Origin of the sequence: uncultured Helicobacter sp., assembly GCF_910577135.1 — a bacterium.
Taxonomy (GTDB): domain Bacteria; phylum Campylobacterota; class Campylobacteria; order Campylobacterales; family Helicobacteraceae; genus Helicobacter_C; species Helicobacter_C mastomyrinus.
The window spans coordinates 13904-28057 of record NZ_CAJTLL010000022.1; the positions used below are offsets into that span (position 1 = coordinate 13904).

At 37.8% G+C, this 14154-nt stretch carries 9 protein-coding genes; 6 read left to right on the plus strand and 3 right to left on the minus strand.

Annotation, left to right across the window (positions count from 1 at the left end):
- Positions 1 to 6: 6 nt before the first annotated feature.
- Complete coding sequence (gene abc-f, locus QZ289_RS09430; protein ID WP_295701943.1) at positions 7 to 1986, minus strand: ribosomal protection-like ABC-F family protein; 1980 nt, start codon at positions 1984 to 1986, stop codon at positions 7 to 9.
- The gene (locus tag QZ289_RS09435) at positions 1983 to 3461 is read right to left on the minus strand and encodes a hypothetical protein (protein WP_295701945.1); all 1479 of its coding nucleotides are present in this window, start codon (positions 3459 to 3461) and stop codon (positions 1983 to 1985) included. Before QZ289_RS09435 ends, abc-f begins: the two co-directional genes overlap by 4 nt.
- A gap of 516 nt (positions 3462 to 3977) precedes the next feature.
- Here QZ289_RS09435 and QZ289_RS09440 point away from each other — a divergent pair.
- The 4 genes from QZ289_RS09440 to QZ289_RS09455 all read left to right on the plus strand — a co-directional run bounded on the left by QZ289_RS09440 (position 3978) and on the right by QZ289_RS09455 (position 9786).
- Complete coding sequence (locus tag QZ289_RS09440; RefSeq protein WP_295701947.1) at positions 3978 to 6761, plus strand: DNA translocase FtsK; 2784 nt, start codon at positions 3978 to 3980, stop codon at positions 6759 to 6761.
- A gap of 71 nt (positions 6762 to 6832) precedes the next feature.
- A complete protein-coding gene (locus QZ289_RS09445) occupies positions 6833 to 8263 on the plus strand; it encodes a Do family serine endopeptidase (protein WP_295701949.1) in 1431 nt (476 codons plus the stop codon).
- Positions 8264 to 8284: 21 nt separating this feature from the next.
- Positions 8285 to 9121 carry a protein-glutamate O-methyltransferase CheR gene (locus tag QZ289_RS09450; protein ID WP_295701952.1) on the plus strand — a complete coding sequence of 279 codons (837 nt, stop codon included), beginning with the start codon at positions 8285 to 8287 and terminating at the stop codon, positions 9119 to 9121.
- A gap of 2 nt (positions 9122 to 9123) precedes the next feature.
- The gene (locus QZ289_RS09455) at positions 9124 to 9786 is read left to right on the plus strand and encodes a CheB methylesterase domain-containing protein (RefSeq protein ID WP_295701954.1); all 663 of its coding nucleotides are present in this window, start codon (positions 9124 to 9126) and stop codon (positions 9784 to 9786) included.
- A gap of 445 nt (positions 9787 to 10231) precedes the next feature.
- On the opposite strand, the gene QZ289_RS09460 is transcribed toward QZ289_RS09455, so the two are convergent.
- Positions 10232 to 11845 carry an ABC-F family ATP-binding cassette domain-containing protein gene (locus QZ289_RS09460; protein WP_295701956.1) on the minus strand — a complete coding sequence of 538 codons (1614 nt, stop codon included), beginning with the start codon at positions 11843 to 11845 and terminating at the stop codon, positions 10232 to 10234.
- Positions 11846 to 12951: 1106 nt separating this feature from the next.
- Here QZ289_RS09460 and trxA point away from each other — a divergent pair.
- The gene (gene trxA, locus QZ289_RS09465) at positions 12952 to 13269 is read left to right on the plus strand and encodes a thioredoxin (RefSeq protein WP_295701958.1); all 318 of its coding nucleotides are present in this window, start codon (positions 12952 to 12954) and stop codon (positions 13267 to 13269) included.
- 50 nt (positions 13270 to 13319) lie between these two features.
- The coding region (locus tag QZ289_RS09470) for a phosphoethanolamine transferase domain-containing protein (protein ID WP_295701960.1) at positions 13320 to 14154 on the plus strand (835 nt) is incomplete at its 3' end.

Here is a 14154-nt window from a genome sequence, read left to right on the forward strand (position 1 = left end):
ATTCTATTAAGCTTTAGAGCAAAAAGGCGCATTTTTCTCCTCCAGTAAAAGATATTGTGTGATTTTACTCTCTAGCTCCTGCTCCACTTGAGCCAACTCTGCTGCTAAAGTGCTAATGCCATATTGCTCATAAATGTGGGGGTTACTTAAAGCATCTTGTAACTCCTTTTGCCGCTTTTCCAAACACTCAATTTCATTTGGCAAAGATTGCAAAGCTCTGCTTTCTTTGTAGCTGAGTTTGCTAGGCTTTTTGAGATTGTTTTGAGAATCCTCTCTATGATAGCTCTGTGCCTTTATCTCTATCTTTGTATCCGTTTGCAAGGTAGATTCAAAATGCTCTATCTCGTACAAATCCTCCTGCATAGCTAAATACTCGCTATATAGCATACTGCTTTGCGTGATCTTACCCTCACCTTCAAAAATCAATAGCTTTTGGGCTAGTTTATCAATAAAATATCTATCGTGGCTTACGAAAATCACCGCACAAGAGAGACTTAAGAGGTATTCCTCAATGATATTAATCGTCTGTATATCTAAATCATTTGTAGGCTCATCAAGGACTAATACATCAACAGCTTTGGTAAAAAGCAAGGCTAAAGCCACGCGATTTTTCTCCCCTCCGCTTAAAAATCCAATCTTTTGGGTGAGTAATTCCTTAGGAAACAAAAAATGTTTCAAATACCCATAGACGTGTAAATGTTTGCCACGCACATCGATATGTTCTCCGCCATTAGGGCAAAAGGTCTCTAGCAAATCCTTGCTATCATCAAGCATAGTGATATGCTGATCGAAATACCCTATGCGGATATCACCGACTTTTATCACACCAGAATCAGGCTTTTGCTCTCCAAGCAGCATTTTTAAAAAGCTTGATTTACCCGAGCCATTTTTGCCTACAATAGCGATTTTATCCCGCGCTAAGATTCTTAAACTCAAATCTTTTATCAAGCATTTTCCGCCTATGCTTTTAGAGATATGCTCAATCTCAAAAAGGCATTTTTGATTATTTGCGCTATGAGATTGATTAAAAGATTTTTGCTCCCTCTCTAGCTCTAGGCGCATTTTACGTATAAGTGATGGATTTTTCTTCGCTTCCTCGCGCATAGTTAAGATTCTATTCTTGCGCCCCTCATTACGCTTAGTCCGCGCTCTCACACCTCGCCTTAGCCACTCCTCCTCGCTTTTAAGTATTTTAAGTAGCTTTTGATGCTCCCTATCCATATTTTTTAAAATCTCTGCTTTTTTGCTAAGATAGTCCATATAACCACCATCAAAACTACGCAAAATCCCCTCATCAAGCTCTATGATACGCGTTGCTACTTTATCAATAAAATATCTATCATGACTAATAAACACCAAAGTCAAATGCGATTGCAACAAAAAAGATTCTAAAAACTGCACCATTTGCACATCAAGGTGGTTTGTAGGCTCATCAAGCAATAAAATATCACAAGGTTGCAAAAGCAAACTTGCTAGGGCTATACGCTTTTGCTCTCCTCCGCTAAGGGCATTTGCCAATCTATCTTTAAAGGATTCTAATTCAAAACGTGTGAGAATCTCATCAACTAATGCTTGTAAATCCCAGCCCCTATATGTGCTTAAATACGTACTTAATCGCTCATATTCCTCGCTTGTTTCCTTGCTAGACTCATTTGTTTGAGCCATTATACTATGCAGTTCCTCTAGCCGCTCGTGCGCAGCCTTTATCTCACGCATACTTTCTATAAGCACATCTTTGACGCTTGCTTGAGGAGAGAAAAAGGGCTTTTGATGAAGGGATAGAATCTTTAAATGTTTGATGTTGATACGCTCCCCGCTATCAGTATCTATTTGCCCGGCAATGATATTTAAAAGGCTTGATTTACCCGAACCATTTTTACCTACAATAGCTATACGTTCATATTCTGAGATATGCAAGACAATACGATTTAAGATAACTTTATGCTCGTATTGCTTGCTGACATCTTGCAGGGAGAGGAGATTCATTCAAACTTAAATGTCTTAATTTGTGCTAAAGAGAGAATAGCAAAATTAGTATCTTTATTGCGCTTAGATTCTTTACCAATTTTGATAATCGAGGCAGGTGTACCAAAGCGCAATTCAGAATCCACATAGACAATCTCAAATTTTTGGCGATTTACTGCACTAAAATATTCGATTTCTTTGTGATACATCACTACATTATGGAATTTGCTTACAGACATAATTTTGATTTTCAGCTCCAAACCAAAAGTTGGGTTATCTGTAAAAATGAGAAAATCCTTTGCATTTTTTGCCATATATTTATGATAGTATTGATACACAGCATATTCATTATCTCTCAATTTAGATCTATCAAGCATTTTAACGTGGTTACCTAAAAAGGTCATCGAGCAAAATGGGCTGTTGATATTATGCTTAAAAAATACATTTTTTATCGCTACTGATGACATACCTAATTCCCATATTTTATTATCAATATGTGTTGCACACACGTCCATAGCCTCTTTAGTTCTATTGATAAGCACTTCATACATTTTGTGAAAAATCGCTTCAAATTGTTTAAGATTATCTTTTTTGAAATTCTCTGCAAGGGTCTTTAACCTATCCATAGTTGCACTTATCACCTTAATGTCAGATTCTGCTTTAGCTGCAGCAGCTTTTGTTTTTACTTTACGTTCTTCTAAAGCTTTTATATCACCCTTTTTTGCATCAATCTTAGATTGAATCGAACGCAATTCCATAGCACTTACACGAATCTTATTCTGCATAGAAAGCTTCTTTTCATTAAAGGTCTCTATCGCTCTTAAAACACCTTTATAGTGATATTGCAACTCAAGAAAACATTCTTGAAAAATCTTATCAGGAGTGAGATTGGTATTTGTTTGAAACTGCCTATAGGAGTATTCAAGCTTTTTTAACACCTGCAAATCATCGGCAAAATTATCAATGGTTACATGCCTATCATTAAAGACTAAATAATCAATAGCCTTAGTAAGATAAGGCTTCACAATAACATAATTGATACGCTTTTGAGGGCTTTCCTCATCTCCTCCCGTATCAGCAATAGAATTAAGTGCGTGAAATTCCTCACGAAAGTAGTTTTTGATAGCATCAGCAATAGGTGTGCTAATCTGTATGCTATTAAGCTTAAGATAATTTGTTTCAGCAAAAATTTGCTTTGCAATGGCTGCCCTTGCATCGGATTCTTTACTTTTAAGCTCTTCATCGGTATTTGTGCGCCAGAAGTCAATTTCGCGCACCAAATCACCTTCTCCAAAATGTTGATACTTTGAAGCTTTGCAGCTTGTAACTCTATCATTCCCCTCATCATCAAGCCGAAACTCTACGAGCATACCTGCACTCGGTATCATACGTTGATCGTGCCAATTTTTCTCACGTAACTCAAAAATCTTCTTATTAACGTTAATAATAACACCATTTTTGGTCTGACTAGAATATCTTAGTATTTTGCCATGCACTTTTGCACTCCTTCAAAAAGCCAGAACTCTCTCCAGTTCCCTCATAAAGCTAATATTTACAAAATTCTTTAAATTGCTTTTGTTTCCTTTAAAACAATAACACAAAAGTTAGATTGTAGCCAAATAAAAATAAAAGAAACATTATGAATTTCTCAAAATCTTTATGATATAATCCCGCCATTTCATCTCAAAATACAAGTATCTAAATTACACTTTGAGGCACCTTAGTGCTTCAAAGATACGCGTAAAGGATTTCTCATTAAAAAACTATATATTTATATTGGGCTTAATATTGTACTACTTTTTCTCTCTGTAGCTACTCTTTTTGGCAATAATGGGCTTGTAGGTAGCTTTGGTGAAGCATTTGCTAGGGCGAATATTGGTTTTTTTGGTTATCTTGCCTATATTTACTTGCCCTTTCTTTTATATCCGCTCTATGCCCTTTATAAAAACTTGAAACTCACCTTTAGACGACTTGAAATCGCTGTATCATTTTGTCTTTTTTTTCTTGGACTTTTGATTCTACAATCTCTCGTATTAGAAAAGGGCTATTTTGGCAATAGTCTTGTATTTTTTCTTAAGGATTATATTGGCTACTTTGGGGTATGGGTGCTTACCCTATTTTTCTTTGTATTCTCGTGGCTTATTGGCACACAGCGCAATATCGACTTACTCTTAAAACAAAGCAAACACAAAGCCCTTGTAGCATTTGACCTCATCAAGCATTACACACTTGTATGCTCTCAACATATACAAACATTTTTTCTTCATATAAAAACACGTTTTTTACCTTATTTGCAGCGGTTTTTTAGCAAAAAAGAAAGACAAATTCTTGATTTGCAAAATATGACACAAGAGAGAATCCAACAAGCAAGCTATGACTTTAAAGATGTACTTATTGAAGAAAGTTTTGATGAAGCATACAAACCCAATCCAAAAATACTTCATCCGCTACAAGAAAATACACAGAACGCTCTTGCCCCCTCTTCTACTCCCCCAGTGCAGCCCATACTTCAGCAGCCCCAAGAGCAGCCTGATAAAAAACCACGATTAGAAGTTGTCCAGGCTACAGGCGAAGAGCTTAAATTAGAAGAGTTTTTTAAACTACAAATAGCTAAACATAAAAATATACTTGATAAGCTCAGTGGCAAAAGAAATATTGCACTCACAGACCCTGTTCTTACAGCTCAAAAGCCCACTTTATTAACCCAAGATTTACAACACCCCCAGTCTACTCCACCCGAGCCCGTTCAAAAACCATCAAAGACTATCTCTACCCCTCCTCCACGTCCTTTAAACCCTAACGCATTCTTGCAATCCACAACACCACCACAAAATACCCAAAAATATCAACATATCGCAGATGAAAATCTTAAAGCATCACAATCCCTTGAGATTCCTGCAGACCTTAGTTTAGAATCTTTACAATCCACACAGAATCCTCCTATTGAAAGCATTTCAAATGAAAATATTCCATCTGTAGAATCTAGCCCACAAGTTCCAACATTGCCCAATCAAACACCGATTCAACCCCCCATTTTCACACCCATAGAACCCCTAACAAATAACATACAAGATTCATCTCCAGCCACTAAAGAGAGTATGTCCAGCGATGAAGTTGCCTCTCCTAGCGAAAATACACCCGATAATATCAGCAACCAATCGCCTACATCTAGCGCCTATACCCCACCACAAATTTTTCCGCAAAATACTCCATTAGAGCTTGATATACAAGAGATTTCCTCACCAGAAGACAATAATGAATCTAAAGAATGGGCAAATGACATCGCGCAAGAAATACCAGCACAAACACCTACCAAACCTACATATCAACGCATTACAGAACTTGATGAGAATACTTCAATGCTCAATAACCTTGAATATGGTAAAGTGGATAAACCTAAATACTTCAGGCTTCCACTCACAAGCTTTCTCAATCAGCCGCAAAATGATCATACAGAAATTGATGAAAATGAAATTGACCGCAAAATTGAAGATCTATTAGCCAAGCTTAAAATGTTCCGTGTGGAGGGTGATATAGTCCGCACATACTCCGGACCCATTGTAACTACCTTTGAGTTCCGCCCTGCTCCTCACGTCAAAGTAAGCAAGATTCTCACCCTTGAAGATGATTTGGCTATGGCATTACGTGCACGCTCTATCCGTATCCAAGCCCCCATCCCGGGTAAAGATGTAGTGGGCATTGAGATTCCAAACAATACAACTCAAACTATCTATTTACGCGAGATTCTAGAATCCGATTTGTTTAAAACTTCTGCCTCGCCGCTCACACTTGCTTTGGGAAAAGACATTATTGGTAATCCCTTTATTACAGACCTAAGGAAAGCTCCACATTTACTTATTGCTGGGACGACGGGCAGTGGCAAAAGTGTGGGATTAAATGCAATGATTCTCTCTCTACTTTATAAAAATACACCCGAAAATCTCAAGCTTTTGATGGTTGATCCCAAAAAGGTGGAATTTAGCATTTATGCGGATATTCCTCATCTTATCACACCCATTATCAGTCAGCCCAAAAAGGCGATAATTGCCCTTAATAGTGCCGTGGTAGAAATGGAGAGAAGACTAGACTTAATGAGTGAAATTCCTGTGAGAGATATTGATAGCTATAATCGCAAAATGACCGAAGAAGGAGGAGATAAATTCCCTTACTTGGTAGTAATTATTGATGAATTAGCAGATTTAATGATGACAGGGGGCAAAGAGGTGGAGTTTGCCCTTGCTCGTATAGCACAAATGGGACGTGCATCAGGGATACATCTTATCGTAGCTACCCAACGTCCAAGCGTAGATGTCATTACCGGTTTAATCAAAGCTAATCTCCCCTCACGCATTAGCTATAAAGTAGGAACAAAAATAGATTCTAAAGTAATCCTTGATAGCTTTGGTGCAGAATCTCTGCTTGGTAGGGGCGATATGCTTTTCAAACTTGAAGAGAGGGCTATACGATTACACGCTCCTTGGAGCACTGAAGAAGAGATTGAAAAAATCACGGCTTTTATCAAAGAGCAGCAGCCTGTGAATTACGATAAAAGTTTTATCCTAGAAGAGAGAGATGAGGGCTTCTCATATAATGACAAAGAAAATGGAGATAATGGAGATTTAATCGCCGAGGCAAAAAAAATTATTCTACAAGATAGAAAGACCTCAGGCAGCCATTTGCAACGCCGATTATCCATTGGCTACAATAAAGCGGCAAATATTATTGAACAGCTTGAACGTGAGGGCTTTTTATCTGCACCTAATGCTAAAGGTGCTCGTGAAATCAGGGGACAATAAATCAAGCTATGCTTAATGAATATTTATCCTAAACTTATACAATCAGCTATTACATTTTTAAAGGAGCAGATATGCGATACACACTTTTATGTTTATGCTTTTTAATGTTTCTCTTTAGTCCTAGTGTGGCGGTGGATTTTAAAGAAGCGCCCAAGATTCAAAAACGTATCACCCCACAAACAGGAAATGACACGCTCTACTCCTTTAATTCCTCTATTGAAGAAGCCAAAAAAGCGGTGGTAAATATCTCTACGCAAAAGAATGTAAGCAACTCTCTCCCTAATCACCCTATGTTTAACGATCCCTTCTTTCAGCAATTTTTTGGTGATATTTATGGGCAAATCCCTAAAGAACGTATAGAACGTAGCCTTGGTAGCGGTGTAATCATCTCTAATGATGGGTATATCATTACTAACAATCACGTCATTGAAGATGCTGATAAGGTGCTTGTCTCACTTTCAAATAGCAGCAAAGAATATACTGCAAAAGTCGTTGGCACTGATGCACGTAGCGATTTGGCTGTGATTAAGATTGACGCTAACAATCTCTCTCCTATTAGTTTTGCTGATAGCAGCAATGTGCTTATAGGCGATGTCGTATTTGCTATTGGCAATCCTTTTGGTGTGGGTGAGAGTATCACACAAGGTATTGTATCTGCCCTCAATAAAAGCGGTATTGGAATCAATGATTATGAAAACTTTATCCAAACTGACGCTTCGATTAATCCAGGTAATTCTGGCGGTGCATTGGTGGATTCTCGTGGAGCACTCATTGGCATTAATACGGCTATCCTTTCACGCACAGGTGGTAATCACGGCATTGGCTTTGCCATACCCTCGGATATGGCAAAGAAAATCGCCAAAGAGCTTATTGAAAAAGGCAGCATTAAACGTGGATTTTTGGGTGTGGGGATTCAAGATGTGAGCGAAGACCTCAAAGAAAGCTATGGAGATAATAGCGGAGCGGTAGTTATTAGCCTTGAGCCACAATCTCCTGCAGCAAAAGCTGGGCTTATGGTATGGGATCTCATCACCTATGTTAATAATAAAAAAGTATCAAGTGCCACGGAACTTAAAAACCTCATTGGTATGCTGCCTCCCAATGAAAAGGTTACTATTAAATTTATTCGCGATAAGCAAGAAAGGGTAACGCAAATCACACTTGCTGAACTTAAAGATTCTAAATCTCAAAATACACAAAATACGTCAAAGAATGGCTCTTCTTCAGTTATAGATGGTTTAAGTGTAGAGGAATTAACCCCCACACTACGGCAAAGATACCAAATACCCGATAGTATTAATGGTGTTGTAATTACACGTATCAGCCCTAATTCAAAGGCAAGTGAAGTTGGATTTAAAGTAGGTGATATTATCGCACAAGTCGAGAATATCACTATTAGAAAGCCTGCAGACTTAAGCAATGCTTTCACACGATTAAAAGGTAAAAATAAAAGAATCCTTATTTATAGCAGCAGCGGCACAAAAACCATTGTTATCAAATAAGCGATCAAGGAGAAAAGCAAGGTGGTTATGCTTGATGAAAATCAACTCTCGTTGATTAAAGAGAAGCTCTATAAATATAGCGGTATATTCTTAAATGACTCAAAACTTGCAATGATAAAAAATAGAATCTACCACCTTATGCGCGATACACAAATATATAACATAGATACATTACTCTCAAACATTGAGAGTAATGCTAAAATCCAACAGCAATTTATCAATAGCCTCACCACAAACAAAACAGACTTCTTTCGTGAGGTTTTTCACTTTCAAGATATGATTGATCGCTCATTGCCTGCACTTTTTAGACTTAATAAGCCTATTAAAATTTATTGTTGCGCAAGCTCTACGGGGCAAGAGCCCTACTCTATTGCTATGAGTGTGCTTTATGCAAAAAAACTCTACAAATCTAGCATCCCTGTAAGCATTGTAGCTACTGATATTGATACAAATGTATTGCAAGAAGCCAAAGAAGGCATTTATACAATTGATTTTAAAGTTGAGAAATTTCCACATTGGTGCGATATAGATGAATATTTTGATGCCCTTGATGATGGTAAAAACCCATCTGTGCGCTTATTTAAAGCAAAAAATAAACTCAAAAATATGCTTACATTCAAGCAAACGAATCTTTTTAGCAAATCCTATCCCTTTATACGTGAAGAATTTGACATACTCTTTTGTCGCAATGTGCTTATTTATTTTAAGCAAGAAGACCAGCAAGAGATTCTATCAAGACTAATTGATACATTGCGTATTGATGGAACATTCTATCTAGGGCATAGTGAAATCCTCTTCCACCTGAGTGAAAAATTTGAGAAACTTGGCAATAAAACTTTTATAAAGATAAAGGCGTAGCGATGTTGATGAAAACTATCAAATACCATCCCGATCTTATCCTTAAAAGCAATCCCTGCAAAATTAATCGTAGCAAACTTGTGGTTATTGGTGCTTCAACAGGCGGAGTTGATGCACTTTCATATATTTTTTCACGCCTGCCCGCACAGCTACCACCTATCGCTGTAGTGCAGCACATCCCACAAAGTTTTGGTTCCTCATTTGTCAAGCGACTAGATACCCTCTCGCAGCTTAGCATTTACGAAGTTACCACTAAAATGTCATTAAAAAATAATTGCGTTTATATCGCCACTGGTAACAAACATATGGTAGTTGATTTTGTAATGGGTTCATATTGTGCCTATCCACTCAATGAAGAGAGGAAAATCTCACGCCATAAACCAAGTGTAGATATTCTCTTCCGCAGTGCGAATAATGCAGCAGGTGCTTCTGCGCTTGGCATTATTCTTACAGGTATGGGAGATGATGGCTGCATAGGGCTTAAAGAATTGTATGATAATGGAGCACATACATTAGCAGAAAATGAAAAAGATTGTATAGTGTTTGGTATGCCAAAAAAAGCTATAGAAATGGATGCTGTAAGCGAAATTTTAAGCCTTGATATGATTATCCAACGTATAATTGATTATGCCAATACACAACCCCAGCCCAAAGAAAAAGATTAGAGAAACTCTAGTTTATTCTCTAGTCTTTCTTTTTATAAGGGGGAGGGGCTTAAATGTGCAAGTGTAGGCTAGTGCTAAAGCGCAAGCGCAAAGTCAGCTCGGCATATGCCTCGCTCTTTTTTATTGTTATTCGCTAGATTATCCTCTCACCCCCTTACGACGCTTTAAGAGGTTGGCACTTTGTGCGATTTAATTTTTATGTCAGCGAAGATATACCTCACTTGTGGGGAGACTAGAGATCTGACACCCTAAAAACTCGCTTATTAGCTAAGGCATAGATAAGCTAGAGATTCGAGTATAATCTATACGTATTCTTACCTGCATAAAATAGTCCTGCAAGGCATTTGCCAAATTATGGATTCACTTTCTTTAAAAAAATGTTTTGCCAAAAATTAATCTTACAGATTACAGAAAACTCTATTCTCACATTTGTTTCTAATAAGTTTCAAAGACAAGATTCCAAATATTCCTCATAACTACCGCGGAAATCAATTATCTGTGCGCCATTTGTAGGATTTTCACTATCGATTTTTAGCTCTATAATTCTATTAGCATACGCGTCAATTAGCTCTCTATCATGGCTTACACAAATCACATTACCGCTAAACTTATACAATGCCTCGCCTAGTGCGATAATGGATTCTAAATCAAGGTGATTAGTGGGCTCATCAAGTATGAGGAAATTGCCACCCTCAAGCATTAGCTTGCTTAACACCATTCTATGCTTCTCCCCTCCGCTAAGCGCGTTTATAGGCTTCTCCTGCTCCTTTCCACTAAATAGCATTCTGCCTAGCGCATTACGTATCTCACCACTCTCCTTTTTCTTATCAAAGCTCCTAAACCACTCATAGAGGGTCTCCTCGCCCTTTATTTCTTCGCTCACATTTTGCGGGAAATAGCCCCTTTGGGTAGTCGCACCCCATTTTACGACACCACTATCTGGCTTTAGCTCTTCTATGAGAATCTTACACAATGTCGATTTGCCTACGCCATTTGCCCCCACAAGCGCGATTTTATCGCCGGGTAGAATCTTTAGATTCACATCTTTTAGCACGCATAAATCCCCATAACTCTTGGTGATTCCCTCACATTCTAGAGCTTCATTACCGATAGGACGATTGGGTTTAAACACAATACTTGGGTCTCGCCTTGAGCTCACAGCAAGGCTTTGAATATCAAGCTTTTCAAGCTGTTTTTGTCGGCTCGTAGCTTGTCTTGCCTTACTCGCATTAGCAGAAAATCGCGCAATAAAGGATTCTAATTCCTCTTTTTCCTTAAGCTTTTTGTTACGCTCCATTTCCTGCTGCTTAGCAATCAAAGTTGAGGCAATATACCAATCGTCATAATTCCCGCTAAACTCCCGCACAGAGCCAAAATCCATATCTAAAATATGAGTGCAGACACTATTTAAAAAATGCCTATCGTGGCTAATCACCACCAAAGTGCCTTCGTGCCGCTTGAGATTCTCCTCAAGCCACGCGATTGTAGGCAAGTCAAGGTTATTTGTCGGCTCATCAAGCAAAAGTATATCGGGCTTTGGGAAAAGCACCTGTGCTAAGAGAATCTTAAACTTATCGCCACCGGTGATGGTTTTCATCAATTCGTTATGAATGCTGCTCGCAAAGCCCAAATCCTCTAAAATCTTTTCAATCACCACATCATATTCATACATCGGGTCTTCTTCAGCACATATCATTTCAAGCTCCACGAGCTCGACATTCACCTGCTCATCGCTCAAATCGCCATTTTCATATAAGTATTCCTTGCGTTTAATCGCCTCATAAAGCCGCTTATTGCCTATCAACACGGCATCTTTCAAACTCAAATCCTCAAAGGCATATTGATCCTGCCCCAAAACCCCCATCTTCAAGCCCTTATCAATCACTACTTCGCCACTACTTGCCTCATACACGCCACTCAAAATTTTAAGAAAAGTCGATTTCCCCGCGCCATTTGCCCCGATAAGCCCATAACGTTTATGCACATCAAGCTTGATATTCACATTTTCAAAAAGCTTTTTTGTCGCATATCGCATTGAAAGATTGATGGTTTGTAGCATTGCAGAATCCTTAAAAAATATAAAATAAATACTACATTTTAGCATAAAATGCCATTTTGAGGATAATTATACTACACTTGCAATCTACGTAACTACATTACGAAGGGAGTTTTAATACTTATTAAGCTTGTAGGTGATTTAGGCAATCAAATGTTTATTTACGCTTTTGCAAAAGCTATGGAGCAAAGGTGCAACAGCATATAATCATATAGATTCTACACGCTGGGGGGGGGGATAGTATTCATTTATTAGAAATTGCTTCTTTCAACCTCTCACTGCCACTTTATAAATCTAAACATACCATTGCTTCCTATCTTTTATCCCCCGTTATAATGCTACCTTGACGCTATCTCTATCAAAAATACTGCAATGGCATATTCAAATGAAATCTAACCTATAGCCCCTACTATCTGCAACACAAATATACTGTGTAAGAAACCCCACAAAAACAACAAAGTTCTAGCATTTTTCAAACAAAGCTTTTGCACCCTATCCTATGCCTCACGGATATTTTCATAATATTGCTTATTTAGATAATTTATATCGAATCTTACAAAAAAGATTTTGCGCTTGCTCGCTCTCTTAGCAAATACAATCAAAAACTTAAAGAAAAAAAATACTTAACACCAAAGAAAGTGTTTTCCTGCACGTGCATTTAAGAGATTATCTACTTGATAAAAACGTCGCTTATGTGCGACCTGGTGACACATACTATAATCAAGCCATACAAATCCTGAAAAATCGCTTTAGCTTTCCACACATTTTCATCTTTAGTAACGATATACAATAATGTGAGAAGCACATTTGAGGGCTTATATAGATTTTAGCGGCTGCGAGCCAAGCTTTATCAAAGGCAACAGCAAGAGTGATGCTACGCAAGAGATGGGCTTATGTGCTCGTGCAAACACGTCATTATGGCAAATTCAACATGCTAAATTTTTAAGTATTATTTAACAGAAATCTATAAATTTTATAAAAATTCTCAAATATGGATAAAATTTATTAAACAAAGCGATATATAATAGGCACATAAATGCTTCATACATCGTAGCAATGCGATTTAAAGGTAGCATTTACATATCATCTTTTATTGAGGAGCTGAAACGATGGCTAAGTATATAGAATTGAGTAATGATAATTTTGACACAGAGATTACAAGCGGTGTGGCATTAGTAGATTTTTGGGCACCTTGGTGCAATCCTTGTAAAATGCTTTCTCCTGTAATTGACAAACTTGCAGAAGATTATGAAGGTAAAGCAAAAATATGTAAGGTGAATGTAGATAATGAAACCGAACTTTCAAAACGATTTGGCATTAGAAATATCCCTACTATTTTATTTATGAAAAATGGGGAGGTAAAAGATCAAATTACAGGTGCGTTGCCAGAGCAAACTATTCGTGAAAAGCTTGATGCTATTCTTTAATCCCATAAGGCTCTCTTAAGCAGAGCCTTTAGCGCTTATCTCTTTTTTCAATGTTTGCTCTTTTAAAGAAATATTTTCGCTTCCCACTTAATTACCACTTTCTTACACTATTTGGTGCGATTTTTATCGTTTTATGCCTTAATCATTCTTTTAATACTACTTTTGATGAACTCGCCACACGTATAGAGCTTTCCTATCTCACGTGGCTTAATGCACTTATCCATATAGGCATTTTAATGCTTGGATTAGAAATTTTATGCCTACGATTTAGTGTGAAGTATATGCTGGGCTTTATCCTGCTACTAAGTAGCGTGTGTGGATTCTATATGGATTCTCTAGGGGTGCTTATCAATGAGGATATTATACAAAGCGTATTAGAAACCCACGCGGATGAAGCCCTCGATATGATAAGTCTTGGATTTATAGGCTATGTAACAATCCTTGGAATCTTGCCCTGCGTGCTTCTTAGTGCTATCAAACTTAAGAAGATTCCATTTATGCAAGCCTGTAAGCAGAAGATATACATACTTGGGATTCTAAGCATATTTATAAGCGCAAGCTACGCAATTTGGGGTAAAGATATTATCTTTGTTTTTAAAGCACAAAAAAGCCTAGCCACTATGCCTAATCCCATTGCCCCCATTCGCTCTACTATCCTTTATATACAGAACTCACAGGAGCGACAATTTACGCCCATACTTATCGCACAAGATGCGCATTTAGCAGCTAATACTCCGCCACAAATCGTCCTCCTTGTGATTGGAGAAAGTGCCAGAAGTGCGAATTTCTCTCTTAATGGTTATCCCAAACCCACAAACCCCTATACAGAATCTTTGAATGTGATAAGCTTTAAAGATTTTTATTCCTGCGGCGTTATTACAGCTA

Bases quoted from the DNA above. Each gene is read 5' to 3' on its own strand.
- QZ289_RS09455 (WP_295701954.1), top strand. From the start codon at position 9,124: ATGTTGATGAAAACTATCAAATACCATCCCGATCTTATCCTTAAAAGC.
- QZ289_RS09460 (WP_295701956.1), bottom strand. From the start codon at position 11,845: ATGCTACAAACCATCAATCTTTCAATGCGATATGCGACAAAAAAGCTT.
- trxA (WP_295701958.1), top strand. From the start codon at position 12,952: ATGGCTAAGTATATAGAATTGAGTAATGATAATTTTGACACAGAGATT.
- QZ289_RS09445 (WP_295701949.1), top strand. From the start codon at position 6,833: ATGCGATACACACTTTTATGTTTATGCTTTTTAATGTTTCTCTTTAGT.
- abc-f (WP_295701943.1), bottom strand. From the start codon at position 1,986: ATGAATCTCCTCTCCCTGCAAGATGTCAGCAAGCAATACGAGCATAAA.